Consider the following 19057-nt stretch of genomic DNA (forward strand, 5'->3'; position numbering starts at 1 on the left):
ACGAGTAAAACGGGATTCAGACCGCCAAGGCGGGTAAGGCAGCGGGAGCAGCCTCATTCAGAGTTGGGGACGGACAGTCCACCGGTGCAGGCCAAGTTTGGCTGGAGTCATCCGGCGGCACACTGCCCAGCAAAAGACGGGTGTAGGGATGTTGAGGCTTGGCAAACACCTCGGCCGTATTACCTTGCTCGACGACCTCCCCGTTTTTCATCACCAGCACTCGCGTACACAAATAGCGAATCACGGACAAATCGTGAGAGATGAACACCACCGCCACCCCCAGTTCCTTATTCAGACGCAGCAAAAGATTCAAGATCAACGCCTGTACAGACACATCCAGGCCCGAGACGATCTCATCGGCAACTAATAAACGCGGCTGCACACACAAGGCACGGGCAATATTCACGCGCTGTTTTTGCCCGCCGGACAACTCCGAAGGGAAACGCAAGCCTGCATCCTGGGCTATCCCCACCTGCGCCATCAGTTCATCGGCTTTCAGGCGGCGCTGCTCGGGTGTCATGCCCGGCTGCAACTCCAATACCTGCGTCACCAACTGCTGCACACTGCGACGTGGATTCAAAGCCGAGTCCGGGTCTTGGAACACCATCTGAATCGTCTGCGACAAGGACTCGCCCTGCCCGCCTGCAAACTGTTCACGTGGCTTGCCTTGCACCAGCACCTGGCCACCGCTGGGCTGCAACAAACCCACCATCAAACGGGCAACCGTACTCTTGCCACTTCCGCTCTCACCCACCACACCCACCATCTCGCCGGGACGTACGCTCAGCGACAAGGGCCGCAAGGCATACATCAGGCTGCGACGTCCATTGCGCGTCACACGGTAGCTACGCTCCACATTCTGGAACTCCATCAGCGGGGCCGACTCCTCAGTGGGGCCTTGTGGCAGAACATGCAGCTCAGATTGGGTCGTGGTATCTCCTGTCATACAGGGACCAGCACAACTGACCCAATGGCCAGGTTTGACCGCCTCCAGTTCAGGAGCACGCTGCTCACACAGCGCATTACGAGTCGGGCAACGACGCGCGAAGCGACAGCCCGGCAAATCCCGCATGTCTTTCAGGCCGGGCATGATGTCGGCCAAAGACGGCAAGGCATATAAGGGGCCATTCAGCGCTGGAGTCGCGTTCTTCAAGGCCCAGGAGTACGGATGCAGCGGCGTATCCAGCACATCGGCCGCCGGGCCTTGTTCGACTACGTCCCCGGCATACAGAACGGCGACCTCATCACAAACATGAGCAGCCATACGCAGATCGTGCGTAATCAAGATCACAGCGGTTTGATGACGCTGCTGCACATCGCGCAAGATGCGGATAATTTGCGCCTGCGTAATCACATCCAAGGCCGTGGTGGGCTCGTCGGCCACAATCAGCTCCGGGTCTCCAGAAAAAGCCATCGCAATCAAGATACGTTGGCACTGCCCACCGGAGAGCTCGTGCGCATAACGGCCCAGCATGGACGGTGGGTCTGGCAGGCCCACTTCATGCAGGCGCTCCAGACAATATTGCTCCCGCGAGGCACGCGGTATGTCCAGCCGTGCCAAGTGCTCGAACATCTGCTGACGGATGGTCAACACAGGATTTAAAGAGGACAAAGGCTCTTGCGGCACAAAGGCGATCTTGCGCCCCAGCAGGCGGCGCATCTGCGCTCCCGTCACGACCGAACCCTGAAAACAGACCTGCCCTGAAGAGAGACGTAGATTGCTGGGCAGCATGCCCGAAATCACCCGCCCTATCATGCTCTTGCCCGCTCCCGACTCGCCCACCAACCCCAGAGTACGCCCCGCTTGCACAGCGAACGACACCTTGCGCAACAGCTCTACCGGCTGGCCTTGCACGGGCACCGACACACTGACTTGCTTGAATTCAATAACCGGCACGCTCATCAGTGTGCTCCCCGTTGCTTGAGCCGAGGATCCAGCGTGGTGCGCAAACCATCACTCAGCAAATTGAAACCCAGCACTGCAAACACAATGCCAATGACTGGTGCCATCAGCCCCCAGCCCGCCTGGTAAATCTGGTCACGGCCATCGGCCAGCATCACTCCCCAGGCCACCACATCCGACGGAACCGACAAGCCCACAAAGCTGAGAATGGCTTCGACCACTATGGCCACGCCCATTTGCAGGCTGAACAAGGTGACGATCAAGGGAGCCACGCTAGGCAGCACCTCGCGCAGCATGATGCGCAAATGGGAAAAACCGAGCAGGTGCGCCGCGTATACATAATCACGCTGACGCACCACCAGAACCTCGGCGCGGACAACGCGATAAAAACGTGTCCAGTCCACCAGCACCACCGCCAGGATGACGTTGAACAGGCCAGTTCCCAGACCCACCATCAACATCATGGAAAAGACCACGGGTGGAAAGGCCATCCACAGCACCACCAGAGAGCTGACACCCCGGTCAAACCAGCCACCGATATAACCAGCCAAAATAGCCAGTACCGTACCCAGCACCATGGTGCCCGCCGCCGCCGTTACCGCCACCTGAAAGGCCACGCGGCTGCCATAGATCAGGCGCGACAAAATACATCGGCCCAAGCCATCAGTACCCAAAGGATATTGAGCCAAGCCGCCCTCCTGCCAGGCAGGTGGCAAGAGAGTTGCCAGCAAGTCCTGGGCATTGGGATCATTGGGTGCCAGCCAAGGTGCGAACAGAGCCACTAGAGCAAAGATCAGTACCAAGGTGCCACCGACCAGCACTTTGGGATGGGCCAACACAGGCCGCAGCCGCGCTTGCCAAAAAGAAGATAGATGCGCGCTCATGCAGACCTCAAACGTGGATTCATAACGCTGTACAAGCCATCGACACAGAAGTTGACAGCCAGCACCATCAAACAGAACACCAGAGCCACACCTTGAATCAGGGGCAGATCATGGTTCTTGATGGCTTGCACCATCAAATTGCCAATGCCGGGGAAAGAGAAAATAAGCTCAATCAGCAAGGTGCCGCCAAACAAAAAGCCAAATTGCACGCCAATCAAGGTCAGGGTGGGCAGCGCTGCGTTCTTGAGCATGTGAAATAGCAGCACCCGCCATTCAGGCACACCACGCAAGCGGGCCACATTCACGTACTGGCTGGTAGCCGTCTCAATCAGGCTAGAGCGCAGAACCCGAATCACGATAGGACTGAAGGCCAGTGCCAGCGCCAAGGCGGGCAAGAGCAAATGCGAAAAGGCATCCCACCAGGCCGACCATTGACCACGCACCAGCAGATCAAACAGCAGAAAACCTGTGCCGCCATCCACTGCAGGGGTACCTTCCATGCGGCCCATAAACGGCAGCACCGGAAACAGCACGCCAAACACCACGATCAGGATGATGCCCCACAGAAAAGAGGGAACGGACAAGAGCAGCACCAAGACAAAGTCGGCCACAAATTCAATTTTTTTCTTGTCCAGCAAATACAGGACAATGCCGCCGGGGATAGAGATCAACAAAGCCATCAACAAGCTGATACAGGCCAGCTCCAGCGTGGGCGGCAAGGCCTGGGCCAGCAAACCCGTTACGGGCTGATGAAAGAAGATGGAGTTGCCCAGATTGCCGCGAAATACACCGCTCAACCAAACCTGGTACTGATGCAGCGCCGAGCCATCCATACCCAACTCAACACGCAGTGCCTGTGCATCGGCTTCCGTTGCCGAAGGAGGCAGCATCATGCCCAGAGAATCCGCCGGAATGACGCGCAGCATGAAGAACACGATCATGGACAGCAGGAACGCCGTCACCAGCACGAAGACGAGCTTGCGCGCCATCAAGAAGCAAACGTTTTTCATGAAGAGAACCGCAGGAGAAAATGCGCCGGGATAGCCCCGGCCAAGCATCCCGCCGCATGACACGGCGAGATACACGAACGGCTTACTGCCAGGAATATTCCTGCGGCAAGATGTAGCCCGTCTGGTAGGTGTTGAGTTTCAGGCCCTTTTTGTAGGCAATGGTGGAGATGGACTGCAGCACTGGCAGACTCCAGGCCTGCTCTGCCGCTTCCCGGTTCAAGGCTTGGTAGCCCGCAACCCGTTTGTCCTCATCCATCTGACGGTTCAGCTCATCCAGCGTGCCTGCAAGACGCTCTTCCTTCCAGGTAGAAAAACGCAGGCGCGGGTCCAGAATGCGGCCTGTGAAAATCTCCGGGTCGCCCGTTGCATTGGCCCAGCTATACAGCATCACGCCAGTCAGCTTGGACGAATGGCTCAGCTCCAGATACTTGGCCACGGTAATTTCTTCGACTGTGGTTTGCACACCAATCTGGCTCCACATCTGTGCCACCGCACGGGCCACGTCATAGTCCGACGGGAAGGTGTTATTGGTGGAGTACAGGGTGATGGTCAGCGGTTTCTCTGTGCTGTAGCCTGCCTTGGCCAATTCCTCGATAGCCGCTTTTTTATCAAAGGGCACGTTCAGATCAGGCACATCGCCGGGCGAACCTTTAGTCGCCAGAACCGACAATGGTTGGGCCACATTTTTATAGAAAGCGCGGGACAAGCCTGCCTTGTCGATGGCCATATTCATGGCACGACGCACATGCACATCTTTGAAGCTGTCTACATAGCTGGGCATTTGCAGAATGTAGATCTCGCTGTAGGGGTAGACCTTAGCTTCCAGCTTGGGATTTTTTTCCAGGCGGCTGATCTCACGCACCGGAATCTGCACAGACACATCGGCCCGACCGGACTCCACCGCAGCCACGCGCGCGGACGAGTCCGGCACAATTTCGAACACCACATGCTTTAAGGCCGGAGCGCCCTGCCAGTAGTCCTCAAAGGCTTCCAGGGTAATACGCGAACCACGCTGATAGTCGCTAAGTTTGTAGGGGCCAGCGCCAACAGGACGCTTCAAAAACTCCGCTTCGCCAACTTTCTCAAAATAGGCTTTGGGCAGGATATAGGCGGACAGGAAAGCCAGCCCTTTCGGTGCCGTCGGTGTGGGTGAGCTGAAGTGAATCACCACTTCCAAAGGACCTGTAATTTCCACTGACTTCAACGTAGGCAACATGCCGTTCAAGGCCAGGGTTTTCTTGTTGATGGCACGATCAAAGGTGAACTTCAAATCTTCGGCTGTCATGTCACTGCCGTCATGAAACTTCACCTTGTCGCGCAGCTTGACCTTCAAAGCCTGACCACTCTCATCCGCCCATTCCCAGGACTCGATCAGACGAGGTGCCACCTTCAGATCGTCCCCGACAAACAGCGGAGAATCAAATACGGCTTTATAGATCGACTGCCCAGCCGGAAAAGTGACCGAGGTCGGGTCCCAAGATGGAATGTCCACAGGGAAAGCAATTTTCAACTCGTCCCCGGCTGCCAGGCTGGCCGTCCCCCAGCCCATCATCAAGGCTGCCCCCAAGGCCAGCCCCATTACGCTTTTTCGCAACGCTTTCACCATGTGTCCCCTTTTGTTATGCACTTCATCCCAGCGGGAGTCCGCCTTGCTAAAAAGTATATAGTTTATTCTTAAATTAAATGGATAATGGTTTTCCCTATAATTTATACCCTTTAATATCAATATATTATCTACAAACGAAACAATATACTTTTTATTAAAAATGACCGAATTTAAAGATAGATTGAGCTGGGATACGGCTCAGGGACAGATTCTGGATGAGGATCGGCGCTACTTGATGATGCGCGCCGATGTTCTGATGGGACTATTTCGCCGCCTTGATGACCCCACCCGAACTCAGGCGCTGGACGCGCTGGGACAAGCCGTCATGGAACAGGGGGGCTTATCCGCCAAAGCCTATTGGGACGCCATCCATCACGACCCACAGGCCTTGCTGAACAGCATTGCCGATATCTCCGCGCAGCTGGGCTGGGGAAGCTGGGACATCCAGCCGGGGGGAACCGGTGGTTTGCAGGTTCAGGTGAAAAACAGTCCCTTTGCCTGGGGTTTTGGCGAACACGATCAGCCCCTGTGCCGCCCTATCGTTGGTATGCTTACAGCCGTTGGCAAACTGATCTACGATCAGCACGTCCAGGTGCAGGAGATTCACTGCTGCGCACAGGGCCGACCTGCCCACTGCCTGTTCACCGTCATGCCCAAAACCAATGAGTAAAACCCAGCCTGCCGCCCCTAAACTGAACATACGCCAGCAGGTCTATCGCCATTTACGCAGTCGCATGCGCAGTGGCGATATCAGCTATGACAACCGCTTGGTCGACCATGAAATTGCTGCCGAGCTGCAAGTCTCACGCATGCCTGTGCGTGAAGCCCTGTTGCAACTGACCAACGAAGGATTGCTGGAAGGAACATCGCGCGGCTTTATGCTGCGGCGCTTCACGCCCGCCGACATCGCCCAGATCTTCGAGATACGGATGTTGCTGGAGCCCGAAGCGGCCGCCGCCGCGTGTCTGCAGGCCAGCCTGGAAGGACTGGCCTTGATGAACAAGGCCGCCATTGCCGCCGAAAAGGCTCATGCCGCTCAAGATCCGATGCAGTACATGATTGCCAACGATGCGTTTCGGGAAGGCTGGATTTTGCTTTGCCCCAACCCGCACTTGAGCACCATGATTCTGCGCCTGAGCGACCATGTGGAAGCAGTACGTTTAGCTACTTTGCGCGATACGCGCTACCGGGAGCTGTCCATGCAGGCAACGCGCGGTATTTTGCAGTCTTTTCTGGATAAAGACCCGGAACAAGCGCGGGAGCATGTGCGCACGAATCTGCGCCATGCGTCCATGAGCTACTACGCCACGCTGGATGAAATGCTGGAGCGTCAGGCCGGCTAGGCAAACATTTCGCTAGCTATTTTTGCTCGCCCCCATCGCCTTAAGGCTGATCCTTCTGAGCAACGCTTGCCGCAATCGCCTTACCGATCATGGCAATTGCTGTATTGCTATCTTCCATTGAAGCCTCGGTTTCTGTCACATAAACCGCTGCAATCAAAGGCGCGCGCTTGGGTGGCCAAATCACCGCCACCACTCCACGCGTACCAAAACCACCTGCACCTGTTCGATCTGCCATCGTCCAGTCTTCAGGTACCCCGGCTCGCAGCAAAGGCCCGCCCACCTTGTTATTGCGCAACCAGGCAATCAAACGTTCCCGAGCGTGCGGCTCCAGCGCATCACCCAAGACCAGGTTTTGCAAGGTTTGCACCATGGCTTGTGGTGTAGTGGTGTCGCGCGGATCGCCGGGCCTGGCTTCATTCAGTGTGGGTTCGTTACGATCCAGGCGAGTCACAGAATCGCCTACGGTGCGTACAAAAGAAGTGACGGCGGCAGGCCCGCCCAACATCTCCAGAACTCCATTGGCGGCGGTATTGTCACTATTGCGCATCGTAATAGCGCACAACTGAGCGGCCGGCACATACTCGCCAATCAGCTTTTCGGTGGTGGGGGCGTAGGACTGTATGGCCTCTTGTTGAACTAGCCATGCGGTTTTCATCGCCCCCTGCCCTCTGGCCAGCAAGGCCGCACAAATCAGCGCTTTGCTGGTGCTGGCCATGGGGAAACGTTCATCCGCACGGTATTGCCAACGCTGTCCGTCGGCCGTATCCAGCACAGCCAGCCCGACACGGGCCTGCAGGCTGCTTTCAGCCTGTTGCGCAGCCTGAATCAAAAGATGGGGCTCAGCACCCAGCGTATTGAAAGGCAAACCAGCAAAAACAAGCGCCGCCCATAATTGTTTAAATTTCCACACTGCCATCTACCTATCCTTTATGGAGGGTGAGGCCCGCTTCATCCCGGCTTGAAAACCTACCTGATGCGGGTGCCAGCCAAATATAACGCTGCCCCGCCAAGACCCTCTGCCCATCAAGGCTCAATCCGCGGCCGGCTCTCTTTCTTGGCTGTACTGACGGCAGGCAGATCCATCTCTTTCAGCTGAGGATCATCGATGTTGCCTGTCACGGCGTAGGTGACCGACAAATGGCTGCGCATCGGAATTTGCATTAGCCACTGGGTAAGCAGAGCACCCACTCCCACCAAGGGATTGACCGTGAAATAAGCCGCAATCGCCGCCCCGCTCATATCCAGATTGGGCTGAACCACAGCCACCAAATCCAGCGTCTCGTCCTTGATGTCGATCCATCCCTTCAGACTGATCGCCCCGGCTGGCCCGCGAATCTGATAATTATCCAGTTCCAGCTTGCCTTGAGCCAAATTCATGCGACCGGTCAGACTGTCAAAGGCAAAGCCTTCTTTGACCGCACCGAACAAATCCAGGTCCAGTCGGCTCAGGCGTGAAATAGATTGCAGGCTTAGTAATTCCAGTAATTTGGCCGAGCGCGATTTCAAGCTGATGAAACGCCCTTTCTTCAAATCCACATTGAACTGACCACTGATTTTCCGCTTGTCCAAAGTCCAGGGAAAATCGCTCCAGAACAAAGCCGCCTGCACCGTCCCGTCGCCATCTTTAATCGATTCAGTCAGCACACCACTGGTATCAACAAAGCGCCCCAGATTGTCGATATGGCTATTGGCAATCAACTCCAGCCCGCGCTGGGGACCACGCAAGGCTAAAGTGCCATAACCTTGCAGCTGCATCCCCTGGGCCTTCAGCACAAAGTTTTCCAGCTTCCATTGCTGACCTTTTCCAGCCGGTTTACCCTTGGCTTCCAACTGGCCAAAATGCATACCGTGAATCTGCAGGTCGTCCACTTTGAGCGAGATGGCTGGCACGTGCAGATCATCATCCATCGGTAGCTCGGCATCTGGCCAAGCCCAATCAGGGCGACGGTTATCAATATACAAACGAGAGAAATTGGCACTGAACAATCCCGTAAAACGTCCATCCTGGTGCTGGGCTTGCAAGCGCCCTTCAGCCTGTGTCGCCTTCAGGCTCAGATAAAGCTTACCGCTGGCATCTTCAGTACTGTCCAACTCCAACTGATCCAGCAACTGACCCCGAAAAAAAGCTTGATCCGCTTTCAGGCGCACACGCTCCAACAGGGGCAGCAAGGCTCGCCCGGTGGTCTTCATGGGGCTGCCGTCCAGATTCTGGGCAAACTCCTCCACCACCAATTCCCAAGCATCCAAATCAATCTGCCCATAGCGACTGTGCAGCTCCAAACCACGATTTGGCCAAGTCGTCAGCCCAGGAGTACCGACGCTGCCACTTTGAAAATAGCTGCCCTGACGAGAACCTTGCGCATGTTGCAGATTCAATAACAAGGTCTGTCGGTCTTCCAGACTGACCTGTAAACGATCCATTTTGGTAGCCAAATCACTACGCCAATCCGCCTTCAATTTGGCCGCACGTTCAGCAGGCTTGTGGAACGGCTCAGGTAGATTCAACTCCAGACCTGTCAGTTCAGATTCTGCCCCCAAGGAAAAAGAGCCCTTGGAATCCAGCTTCATCAGCACACTATAGGGTGTTTGCCCTTTTAAACGCTGTAGGCCTTTCAATTCCAGATACTGTTCCAGACCTTGGGCTGTCAGCACACCAGTCAGACGCAAGCCGGGTTTACCCGGTTCCAGCACACCACTGACTTGGGTATCGCCCCCCAAAATCTTGCCCGTTAAGTTCTGGGCGCTAACGCCTCTCTCGTTAAAGGCCAGTTCCCCCCTCAAGGCCGTAAAGGACGGGGCCTGAGGCATGTATTGAAACTCGCCATTACTCATCTGGATTTGTCCCTGAACCTGCGCATCCTCTGCATTATCCAAAGGGATCTGCAGCTTGATAGGGACGGTCCAATCACCCTGGACCCGGCTCTCAGACAGGAGACCATCCAGCAAGGCATCCAAGGGGGACTGGTGCACCAGGGCCAGATAGCTGGTGGCCGGCGCCTGAGACAGCCCTTCCAGCTTCAAGAAACTTTCTTTTTCCAAAGCGGTGATGTGAGTCTGGATATCACGCAAGGCAATGTCTTGGTGCTTGGCAATAGGCATGCGTGCCTGCTGCGCCATAATATCCAGATTGTCATTGTGCATGCGGATACTGCCCTGCACTCCTTCCAAACGGGGCCATGCCAGACGCTTGAGTCGTGCGGGTTGGTAATCCACAATCCCGTTATCCAAAGCCCCCGCCACTTCAAAACTGCCATCATCCGGGCTCAGGCCATAAGGAAAAGTATCCAGACCACCCTCTACGCGAATCGTGCCATCGCGCACGGCTCCTTGCACCAGGCCTGCCTGCATCCATTCACGAGCCAAAGGGTTAACCGTCAAGGGCAGGTAGTTCACCAAGGCGGCCAGATTCAGGTATTTGAATTGACCCTGCCAATCCGCCACGCCAGCCTCGAAGTGAGCGTCTTCACGCCAACTGCCGCTTAATTGAGCATCCAGATCCGCATTGCGTAGTCCAAGCTGCATCTGTCCCACACTCAGTCGAGCCTGCTCATCACGGCCCACCAAACCTTGCGCAGTTAACTGGTCTACGGCCAGATAATCGGCAAACAAATCCGGTAGTCGCAGACCAAAACCACTCATGCCCAAGGACCACCGCACATCAGCACTGCGTTTGCCCTGCACCATTGCCTGCATCGCATCCAGCCCGCCATCCAGCTCCAGCGTCGCCTGTTCCACTTGCAGACGCTCACCACTTTCGGTCAGCACACCCACATCGCGAACCTGTGCCGCCAGCTGCATGTGGATGGCTTGGTCTAGCTTGGGCTGACTGACTTGTGCACGCAGATCAATCCAGCCTTTATCGAAGGCGCTAGGTACATCCAGCCACGGCCGCAATGCAGGCGTATCAACACCCAGAGCCTGAACCTTCAGCTCCCAAGGTAGTTCGGTGACATCAACGCTGTCAGGCAAACGACGTTTGCCTTGCACGCGCAATTCCAATGCCAGCGACTCACCCAGATTGGCCGGCAAGGCCGTTGCCATCGTCAGTTCATGCCAGCCCTGTCTATATCCCATCTGCAGTTCGATAGCGGGCAGACTCAAGGCAGGCGCGCCACGCAACTCATCTTGCCATTGCAAGGAGGTGCCTTGAATCCGGATACCACGTTGTTGCAGCAACCATCGTGCCGGACCTTGCCAGGCTTGGGGTTCGGTATCCTGGCTGTCATCATCCAGATCCAGTACCTGCCCCATCACCCAGATTTTCCCTTGAGGGTCCCGCCGTACGGGAATCGTCAAACCCTGCACATCCAGCTGACGTAATTGCAGCGAACCACTGAACAGAGACTTCCAGCTGATATCGGCTTCCAGCTTGGGCAGCTGTAGCATGGGCTCCTGGCCCGGCTCGGCAAGCGACAGGTCCATCACGGAAATATGGGGATTCCAGCCCTGCCAGTCGCCTTTTAATTCTTGTAGTTGGACGTGCAGACCCGTTTGCTCACTGATTTTCTGTGCCAGATAGGGACGCAGATTATCCAGTTGGGGAACGAGCAGATAACGCAGCCCGACCAGGCTTAGCATCAGCGCAAAATAGAGCAGTAGCGCCAGTCGCACAAGCCCTCGAACTACCATGCAATCAATTCCCGAGTATAGTTAGATGCGGTCATTTCCGGCATTGTCAGACAAGCAATGGCACTTGCCGTTCCCCCTTCTCCGAAAAGCCTCTTATCGTATGAGCCCGTCCATTATATTGAAGCCCGTGATGCAATGGTCTGGCCCCTTGCGTCGAAAAGTAAACGCTCAGCCACAATTTGGAACTTGGCTGGAGCAGCAGGCCACACACCCCGTCACCCCCACACTCATTACGCAATGGTATAGGACTTTACTGCCCGAGCCGGATAATGATCGTCTGGCACAAGTGCGTCAGGCGATGCGCCAGCTGCGCGAACGGGTGTTTCTGGTGCTGATGATTCGAGATATCAATGGCCAGGCTCCGCTGGAAGAAGTCATGATTGCCATGAGCAGCCTGGCTGATCTGGCCGTGGCGCAGGCGTATGAAACCGTCGCCCGGCAATTGGCCGAGATACACGGCATGCCCATGAATTCCGGATCCGACCTGCCCCAAGAGATGATTATTTTGGGAATGGGTAAATTGGGCGGGTGCGAATTAAACGTTTCCTCGGACATTGACCTGATCATGCTCTACGACGAGGACGGCGAAACCGATGGTCGCCGCCCCCTCAGCTATCACGAGTTTTACGGCAAAGTTACCCAGCGCATGATGCCCGTGCTGTCCGATACCGATGCTTTCGGGCAAGTGTTCCGTACCGATTTACGACTCCGTCCAGATGGCGATGCAGGCCCGCTGGCCTGGAGCATGCAAGCACTGGAAAACTATCTGGTCAATCAAGGTAGGGAATGGGAGCGCTATGCCTGGATCAAGGCTCGTCCCATCAAGGCCCAGGCTTTTGAAGGCAGCCGTAACGCCAGCGATGTGCACCACTTCGAGGCATTGCGCACTCCCTTTGTATACCGCAAGTATTTTGACTTCGATGCCCTGTCCGCCCTGCGCGGCCTGCGCGAGCGCATTCGGCAAGACTGGAACCGCCGAGCCCTGAACCGTAATGGCGTGGAGACCTGGCAAAACATCAAGCTGGGGGACGGCGGAATTCGAGAAATCGAGTTCGTGGTTCAACTGAATCAACTGATTCGTGGTGGACGACAGCCTTCTTTACAAACACCCAGCCTGCACAAAGCACTGCAAGGGCAATGCACAGCCGGCCTGCTAGACCAGGAAGTCTGTGACAAGCTGCTGGCGGCCTATACCTTCTTGCGGCGTGTCGAACACCGTCTGCAATATCGTGAAGACGAACAAACTCATTTACTACCCCAAGACGATGAACTCCGCACTGAGCTAGCTGCGACCCTGGGCCTGAGTCTGGCTGACTTTGACGAGCAGCTCAGCCAGCACAGAAAGTTTGTCTCCCACACGTTCCGCAATGCATTCCGGCTGGCCGGCATGGGCGAAGAAGCGGCGGCTGAACCGCCCGCTGCAGCGGGCCCCACCCCCGAACCTCGCGCCGAGCAGGATCAGGCTTTGAAAGAGCGTATTGAACAACTGCGTCAGGCCCTGCTGAACAGCCATCGCCTGCGCAGCCTGCCCAATGCCAGCCTGGACCGCGTACAACGCTTGATTCCCTTGGCCGAAGATTACGCCTGCCGCTCCGCAAACCCGGAGATGACCGCCACCCGCCTGTTCAACCTGATTGAGCTGATCGCCCAGCGCAGCGCTTATCTGGCCTTGCTAGCCGAATACCCGGAAACGCTGGCCCGTGTTGCTCGTATCGTCTCGGCCAGCCCTTGGGCAGCGCAATATCTGGCGCAATACCCGCTGTTGCTGGACAGCCTGATTGAATGGCATTCACTGATGGAGATCCCGGACTTTGCAGCTCTGTCTGAGCAAATGTGCCGCGACCTGGATGCCTGTTGCTTGCCCAATGGCCAAGCCGATGTCGAGCAGCAAATGAATATGATGCGTGACTGGCAACACCAGATCACGTTCCAGCTGTTGGCTCAGGATTTGGAAGGAGTGTTGACAGTTGAAGCCCTGGCCGACCAGCTCTCCGCACTGGCCGACATGATGCTGGCTGAGACGCTGGAGCGCACCTGGCCCCTGACCCGCCCCCGCACGCTGGGACCGGAGCACGACACCCCGCCTCGCTTTGCCGTTATTGCCTATGGCAAGCTGGGTGGCAAAGAGATTGGCTACGCCTCGGACCTGGATCTGGTGTTTCTCTACGACGATCCCAGTCAGGACAATGTGGAGCGTTACATCAAGCTGGCCCGCCGCATGACCAGTTGGCTCTCCGCCATGACGTCCTCCGGCCGGCTCTACGATATTGACTTGCGCTTACGTCCCGATGGCGATGCCGGTTTGCTGGCTGTCAGTGTGGATGCATTCGAGCAGTACCAAACCCGCAGCGCCTGGTCTTGGGAGCATCAAGCCATTACCCGTGCCCGCTTTGTGACGGGCGATGCCCAAATTAAAGAACGCTTTGATGAAATCCGCCGCTCCATCTTGCTAATGGAACGTGATCGCCGCAAACTGCGCGCCGACATCCTGGACATGCGTGACAAGATCAGTGCGGGACACCCCAACCGCAGCGAGCTGTTTGATTTGAAGCACGACCGTGGCGGCATGGTGGATGTGGAGTTCATTACCCAATATCTGGTGCTGTGTCATAGCCGCGAGCATCCCAAGCTCCTGGAAAACCTGGGCAATATCGCCCTGCTGGGCATTGCTGCCCAAGCAGGCTTGATCAAGGTTGATCACGCCCAGGAAGTGGCTGACGCCTACCGCAGCCTGCGGCGTCGTCAGCACGCTCTGCGTCTGGAAGGCGCTGAAAAAGCCCGTGTACCGCAGACCGAGCTGACGCAAGAACGACAGGCCGTAACACGGCTCTGGGACGAGGTGCTGGGGTATTAAGGCAACAGATTGATTTCACTAAACTTTGCCAAGAATCTACAATAGCCGCATTGATTTACTGTGCGACCGACTCGGGACGCCTTTTTTCTCGGATTCAGATTCATGTCCACTCAGCTCAATCGTCCAGTTTTAACCATGCCGGAAAAGCGCGAGAAATTGCTGCTGCACTCCTGCTGCGCCCCCTGTTCGGGCGAGGTTATGGAGGCTTTACACGCCTCGGGCATTGAATACACCGTTTTCTTCTATAACCCCAATATTCACCCCGCGCGCGAGTACGAACTGCGCAAGCAGGAAAACATCCGCTTTGCCGAAGAACACGGCATTGAATTTATCGATGTGGATTACGACGTTGATAACTGGTTTGAGCGCGTACGCGGCCTGGAACACGCCCCCGAACGTGGCGAGCGTTGCACGGTCTGCTTTGACATGCGCTTTGAGCGCACTGCGCTTTATGCCCATGAAAATGGCTACGACATTATTTCCAGCGTACTGGGGATCTCGCGCTGGAAAGACATGGACCAGATCAACGACTGCGGCGAACGCGCCGTGGGCCGTTACCCGGAAATGAAGTACTGGACCTATAACTGGCGCAAAGGAGGCGGCTCGCAACGCATGCTGGAGATCAGCAAGCGCGAGAACTTCTACCAACAGGAGTACTGCGGCTGCGTGTACTCGTTGCGCGATACCAATCGCCACCGCCGCTCGCAGGGCCGTCCACGTGTCGAGATTGGCGTGAAGTTCTACGGCAAGGATGAGCTGGATCTGACGCCTCCTCCGGCTCCTGCACAAGAGAGTGCTTGAAAGCAGGAATAAGCTGGCGGCTGGATTGATTATTTCGCAGCAAGGCCCCCCACGCTGGACATAGCAATAGACACAAAAAAACCGCCTTGGAAATCCAAGGCGGTTTTTGATTACAGCACTTTGACTACGGCGTGCTGCCCTACAGTCTGTTTCGCTACCACAACGTCATCGACTGTTTGGAAAATAGCTCTATCGATACACGAAGGAGCTATTCAAACCATCCGGCAGCACAGCCGCAATCAGTCCCTGCTCATCACTGGATACTGCGATCAAACACAAATTCGCCATCCTTCCAGTCCACAGGCACCACATCCTTAGGACCAAAGCGGCCTTCCAGAATTAAGCGTGCTACTGGGTTTTCAATGTGCTGCTGGATAGCACGTTTCAACGGACGTGCACCGAACACAGGGTCAAACCCGGCTTTGGCCAACTGCTCCAAAGCAGCCTCGCTGACTTCCAGATGCATCTCGCGCTGAGCCAGGCGTTGATCCAGACGTTGCAGCTGGATACGAGCAATAGACTCAATGTGTTTTGCTTCCAGACCGTGGAACACCACCACCTCGTCGATACGGTTCAGGAACTCGGGACGGAAGTGTTGTTTCACTTCTTCCCACACCACTTCCTTGATCACCTCGTAGGGCTCGCCCGACAAACGCTGGATATGCTGCGAACCCAGGTTAGAGGTCATGATGATCACCGTATTACGGAAGTCCACCGTACGGCCCTGACCATCGGTCAAACGGCCATCGTCCAGCACCTGCAAGAGCACGTTAAAGACATCAGGGTGCGCTTTTTCAACCTCATCGAGCAGAATCACCGAATACGGTTTACGGCGCACGGCCTCGGTCAAATAACCACCCTCTTCATAGCCCACGTAGCCGGGAGGCGCCCCGATCAAGCGAGCCACCGAGTGTTTCTCCATGAATTCGCTCATGTCGATGCGAATCATGTGATCCTCGGAATCAAAGAGGAAGTTGGCCAAAGCCTTGGTCAGCTCGGTCTTACCCACACCGGTTGGCCCCAGAAACAGGAAGGAACCATAAGGACGGGACGGATCGGACAGACCTGCACGCGAGCGACGAATCGCATCCGACACCAGGCGTACGGCCTCGCTTTGACCGACCACACGTTTGTGCAGATAATCTTCCATCTGCAAGAGCTTTTCACGCTCGCCCTGCATCATTTTGGACACAGGAATACCGGTAGCGCGTGACACGACTTCCGCGATTTCTTCCGCACCCACTTGGGTACGCAGCAAACGTGGCTTGTCCTGGTCAGCCTTATCCATATTGGCTTCAGCCGCTTTCAGGCGCTCTTCCAGCTCGGGCAGCTTGCCGTACTGCAGCTCGGCCAACTTGTCGAACTGGCCCTTGCGTTGCAACTCGGCCATTTCGGCGCGAACCTTCTCGATTTCCTCTTTAACGACCTGCGAACCCTGAACTGCGGCTTTCTCGGCTTTCCAGACTTCTTCGTAGTCGTTGTACTCGCGCTGCAGCTTTTCCATCTCGTCATTAATGGCCTGCAAACGACGCTGAGAGGCTTCGTCCGTGTCCTTGATGACGGCTTCACGCTCAATCTTCAACTGGATAATGCGGCGATCCAGCTTGTCCATGACCTCAGGCTTGGAGTCGATCTCCATACGGATACGGGCAGCCGCCTCGTCGATCAGGTCAATGGCCTTATCGGGCAGGAAACGATCGGTGATGTAACGCTGCGACAGCTCAGCAGCGGCCACAATCGCCGGGTCGGTAATGGCCACACCGTGGTGCAGCTCATAACGCTCCTGCAAGCCGCGCAGAATCGCAATGGTGGATTCCATGTCCGGCTCGTTGACCAGCACTTTCTGGAAACGACGCTCCAAAGCGGCATCCTTCTCGATGTACTGGCGGTACTCGTTCAAGGTTGTTGCACCAATACAGTGCAGCTCGCCACGCGACAAGGCGGGCTTGAGCATATTGCCTGCATCCATGGCGCCTTCGGCTTTACCCGCGCCCACCATAGTGTGCAGCTCGTCAATAAAGACAATGGTTTTGCCATCATCCTTGGACAGCTCTTTCAATACCGCTTTCAGGCGCTCTTCAAATTCACCACGGTACTTGGCACCAGCCAGCAAAGCCGCCAGGTCCAGCACCAAAACCCGCTTGCCCTTCAAGCTTTCAGGCACTTCGTTGTTCACGATGCGCTGCGCCAAACCTTCCACAATCGCAGTCTTACCCACCCCAGGCTCACCAATCAGCACGGGGTTGTTTTTGGTACGACGCTGCAGAATCTGGATAGTGCGACGAATTTCGTCGTCACGACCAATCACCGGGTCCAGCTTGCCCAAACGGGCCCGCTCCGTCAGGTCGGTAGTGTATTTATCCAGGGCTTCACGGTTGCTATCGCCTTCGGCGTCATTCACATTGGCACCACCACGTACGGCTTCAATAGCAGCTTCCAGCGCACGGCGCTGCAAACCGGCGTCGCGCAAGGCACGCCCGGTTTCGCCTTTGTCGTCAGCCAGAGCCAACAAGAACAATTCGCTAGCGATATAAGTATCGCCGCGCTGGGCCGCTTCCTTATCAGTTTTCGCCAATGCGGCCTGCAGGGCCGAACTGAGCTGCTGCTGACCCTCTGCCCCTTGTACCTTGGGCAGATTGGAAATCAAACGGTTCAGCTCATTTTCCAGACGGGGAATAGCCACACCCGCACGAGCCAGCAAGCTGCCCGTGCCTGAATCGGCATCGGCCAACAAGGCGACCAGAACGTGAGCGGGTTCCAGATACGGGTTGTCTTCGCGTACAGCCAGGCTTTGCGCATCCGCTAAAGCCTGTTGAAACTTAGTTGTCAGTTTATCGATTCGCATAGAATTTTCACTTGAGAAAATATGCGATCAGCTAAAGCAAACAGTTACTAAAAACTGCTCGCTCAGATCTCGCAACAAATAACAGGATGAATTGAAGATAAGGACAAAAACCAAGTATTCAAGTGTTTAGATCGCTTTTAAACAACAACAACACCTGCACAGTTACACAGCGCTGTACCCGGCATGACAAGCCACTTCCCGCTAGCCACGGGCCTTAAGAACTAAACATATTAAGGATTAGCGGGAATACCAACCAATAAAAAGCTACAATTACACTTGATTTGACTCAAAGATTTAGCGTTTCGCCATCTGACATTATTCCTTATGCAAAAACGTATCTCGGTTACCGCTGACTCCATACGCTGCTCTAGCTGTATGCTCAATGAGGTGTGTCTACCTCTGGGCATGCCTAAGCATGAAATGGAGCGGCTGGACGAATTAGTCAAGGAGCGCATCCGCATCCCTAAGGGCGGCGTATTGTTCCGGCTGGCCGATTCAGTCGAAGGAATCTATGGTCTGCGCTCTGGTTCGATCAAGATGCAGTTGGAAGATTCCTCTGGCCACATCCAGATTACGGGCTTTTTATTGCCAGGTGAAATCCTGGGGATGGACAGCCTGGTAGAAAACCGCCACGTCTCCCATGCTATCGCCCTGGAAGACAGCGAAGTCTGTGTGATCCGCCTGGATGATCTGGACCGCCTGTCGGCCCAGCTGCCTATCTTGCAACAACAGTTCCGCCGTTTGATGAGCAAGGAAATCAACCGCGCCCATCAACTGATGATGACCTTGGCTGGACTGCGCTCCGAACAGCGCCTGGCCGCCTTCTTGCTGAACCTGTCCCAGCGCCTGTCACTGCTTGGTTATTCTCCCTACGAATTCATTCTACGCATGAGCCGCGAAGAAATCGGCAACTTCCTGGGCCTGACACTGGAAACAGTCAGCCGCCTGTTCTCGCGTTTTGCGCGTGAGGGTCTGCTGAAAATCGCTCAGCGCGAAGTCCACCTACTAGATCTGGCTGCCCTGCGCACCCTGGCAGGCACAGAGTGCGACTAAAGTGCCTTGCTGCTATCGGGGGGCATGAACTAATCATCAAGTCCTCCTACAGCCTGCTTACTCTGCCCTGAACAGCTGGCGCATCCAAGCCAAAAAAAGCACATGCAATTTGCATGTGCTTTTTTTATC

At 55.8% G+C, this 19057-nt stretch carries 12 protein-coding genes; 5 read left to right on the plus strand and 7 right to left on the minus strand.

All coding sequences use genetic code 11. The annotated features are described in order from the left end of the window. Nucleotides 1-16: 16 nt before the first annotated feature. The 4 genes from IE156_RS02405 to IE156_RS02420 all read right to left on the minus strand — a co-directional run bounded on the left by IE156_RS02405 (nt 17) and on the right by IE156_RS02420 (nt 5403). Nucleotides 17-1903 (minus strand): dipeptide ABC transporter ATP-binding protein, encoded by a 1887-nt coding sequence (locus tag IE156_RS02405; protein WP_189390881.1) that lies wholly within the window; start codon nt 1901-1903, stop codon nt 17-19. Continuing rightward, entirely contained in the window at nt 1903-2787 is an 885-nt protein-coding gene (locus tag IE156_RS02410; RefSeq protein ID WP_189390882.1) for an ABC transporter permease, read from the minus strand. Before IE156_RS02410 ends, IE156_RS02405 begins: the two co-directional genes overlap by 1 nt. Continuing rightward, nucleotides 2784-3797, minus strand: a complete 1014-nt coding sequence (locus IE156_RS02415; RefSeq protein WP_189390883.1) for an ABC transporter permease — start codon at nt 3795-3797, stop codon at nt 2784-2786. Before IE156_RS02415 ends, IE156_RS02410 begins: the two co-directional genes overlap by 4 nt. A gap of 82 nt (nt 3798-3879) precedes the next feature. Further along, a complete protein-coding gene (locus IE156_RS02420; RefSeq protein ID WP_189390884.1) occupies nt 3880-5403 on the minus strand; it encodes an ABC transporter substrate-binding protein in 1524 nt (507 codons plus the stop codon). Nucleotides 5404-5563: 160 nt separating this feature from the next. On the opposite strand from IE156_RS02420, the gene IE156_RS02425 reads away from it, so the two are divergent. Both IE156_RS02425 and IE156_RS02430 read left to right on the plus strand, forming a co-directional pair. Beyond that, a complete protein-coding gene (locus IE156_RS02425) occupies nt 5564-6073 on the plus strand; it encodes a V4R domain-containing protein (protein WP_229840906.1) in 510 nt (169 codons plus the stop codon). After that, complete coding sequence (locus IE156_RS02430; protein ID WP_189390885.1) at nt 6066-6746, plus strand: GntR family transcriptional regulator; 681 nt, start codon at nt 6066-6068, stop codon at nt 6744-6746. The genes IE156_RS02425 and IE156_RS02430 overlap by 8 nt, the downstream gene beginning before the upstream one ends. A 40-nt stretch (nt 6747-6786) precedes the next feature. Here the strand turns inward: IE156_RS02430 and bla are convergent, their stop codons facing one another. Both bla and IE156_RS02440 read right to left on the minus strand, forming a co-directional pair. Further along, nucleotides 6787-7662: a class A beta-lactamase gene (gene bla / locus IE156_RS02435; RefSeq protein WP_189390886.1), complete on the minus strand. Its 876-nt coding sequence runs from the start codon at nt 7660-7662 to the stop codon at nt 6787-6789. Between the two features lie 107 nt (nt 7663-7769). Next, complete coding sequence (locus IE156_RS02440) at nt 7770-11375, minus strand: YhdP family phospholipid transporter (RefSeq protein WP_189390887.1); 3606 nt, start codon at nt 11373-11375, stop codon at nt 7770-7772. Between the two features lie 100 nt (nt 11376-11475). Between IE156_RS02440 and glnE the strand changes: the two genes are divergently transcribed. After that, complete coding sequence (gene glnE, locus IE156_RS02445; protein ID WP_189390888.1) at nt 11476-14229, plus strand: bifunctional [glutamate--ammonia ligase]-adenylyl-L-tyrosine phosphorylase/[glutamate--ammonia-ligase] adenylyltransferase; 2754 nt, start codon at nt 11476-11478, stop codon at nt 14227-14229. Between the two features lie 102 nt (nt 14230-14331). After that, nucleotides 14332-15030, plus strand: a complete 699-nt coding sequence (locus IE156_RS02450) for an epoxyqueuosine reductase QueH (RefSeq protein ID WP_189390889.1) — start codon at nt 14332-14334, stop codon at nt 15028-15030. Between the two features lie 253 nt (nt 15031-15283). Here the strand turns inward: IE156_RS02450 and clpB are convergent, their stop codons facing one another. Next, nucleotides 15284-17875, minus strand: coding sequence for an ATP-dependent chaperone ClpB (gene clpB / locus IE156_RS02455; protein WP_189390890.1), 2592 nt, complete (start codon nt 17873-17875; stop codon nt 15284-15286). 324 nt (nt 17876-18199) lie between these two features. On the opposite strand from clpB, the gene IE156_RS02460 reads away from it, so the two are divergent. Continuing rightward, nucleotides 18200-18928, plus strand: coding sequence for a helix-turn-helix domain-containing protein (locus IE156_RS02460; RefSeq protein WP_189390891.1), 729 nt, complete (start codon nt 18200-18202; stop codon nt 18926-18928). Nucleotides 18929-19057 lie beyond the last annotated feature (129 nt).

Origin of the sequence: Alcaligenes pakistanensis (assembly GCF_014652815.1) — a bacterium.
Taxonomy (GTDB): Bacteria; Pseudomonadota; Gammaproteobacteria; order Burkholderiales; family Burkholderiaceae_B; genus Alcaligenes; species Alcaligenes pakistanensis.

Excerpts from the sequence above, each read along its gene's own strand:
- IE156_RS02415 (WP_189390883.1), bottom strand. The coding sequence starts at position 3,797 with ATGAAAAACGTTTGCTTCTTGATGGCGCGCAAGCTCGTCTTCGTGCTG.
- IE156_RS02460 (WP_189390891.1), top strand. The coding sequence starts at position 18,200 with ATGCAAAAACGTATCTCGGTTACCGCTGACTCCATACGCTGCTCTAGC.
- IE156_RS02440 (WP_189390887.1), bottom strand. The coding sequence starts at position 11,375 with ATGGTAGTTCGAGGGCTTGTGCGACTGGCGCTACTGCTCTATTTTGCG.
- clpB (WP_189390890.1), bottom strand. The coding sequence starts at position 17,875 with ATGCGAATCGATAAACTGACAACTAAGTTTCAACAGGCTTTAGCGGAT.
- glnE (WP_189390888.1), top strand. The coding sequence starts at position 11,476 with ATGAGCCCGTCCATTATATTGAAGCCCGTGATGCAATGGTCTGGCCCC.
- IE156_RS02425 (WP_229840906.1), top strand. The coding sequence starts at position 5,564 with ATGACCGAATTTAAAGATAGATTGAGCTGGGATACGGCTCAGGGACAG.
- IE156_RS02410 (WP_189390882.1), bottom strand. The coding sequence starts at position 2,787 with ATGAGCGCGCATCTATCTTCTTTTTGGCAAGCGCGGCTGCGGCCTGTG.
- IE156_RS02420 (WP_189390884.1), bottom strand. The coding sequence starts at position 5,403 with ATGGTGAAAGCGTTGCGAAAAAGCGTAATGGGGCTGGCCTTGGGGGCA.
- IE156_RS02450 (WP_189390889.1), top strand. The coding sequence starts at position 14,332 with ATGTCCACTCAGCTCAATCGTCCAGTTTTAACCATGCCGGAAAAGCGC.
- IE156_RS02405 (WP_189390881.1), bottom strand. The coding sequence starts at position 1,903 with ATGAGCGTGCCGGTTATTGAATTCAAGCAAGTCAGTGTGTCGGTGCCC.
- bla (WP_189390886.1), bottom strand. The coding sequence starts at position 7,662 with ATGGCAGTGTGGAAATTTAAACAATTATGGGCGGCGCTTGTTTTTGCT.
- IE156_RS02430 (WP_189390885.1), top strand. The coding sequence starts at position 6,066 with ATGAGTAAAACCCAGCCTGCCGCCCCTAAACTGAACATACGCCAGCAG.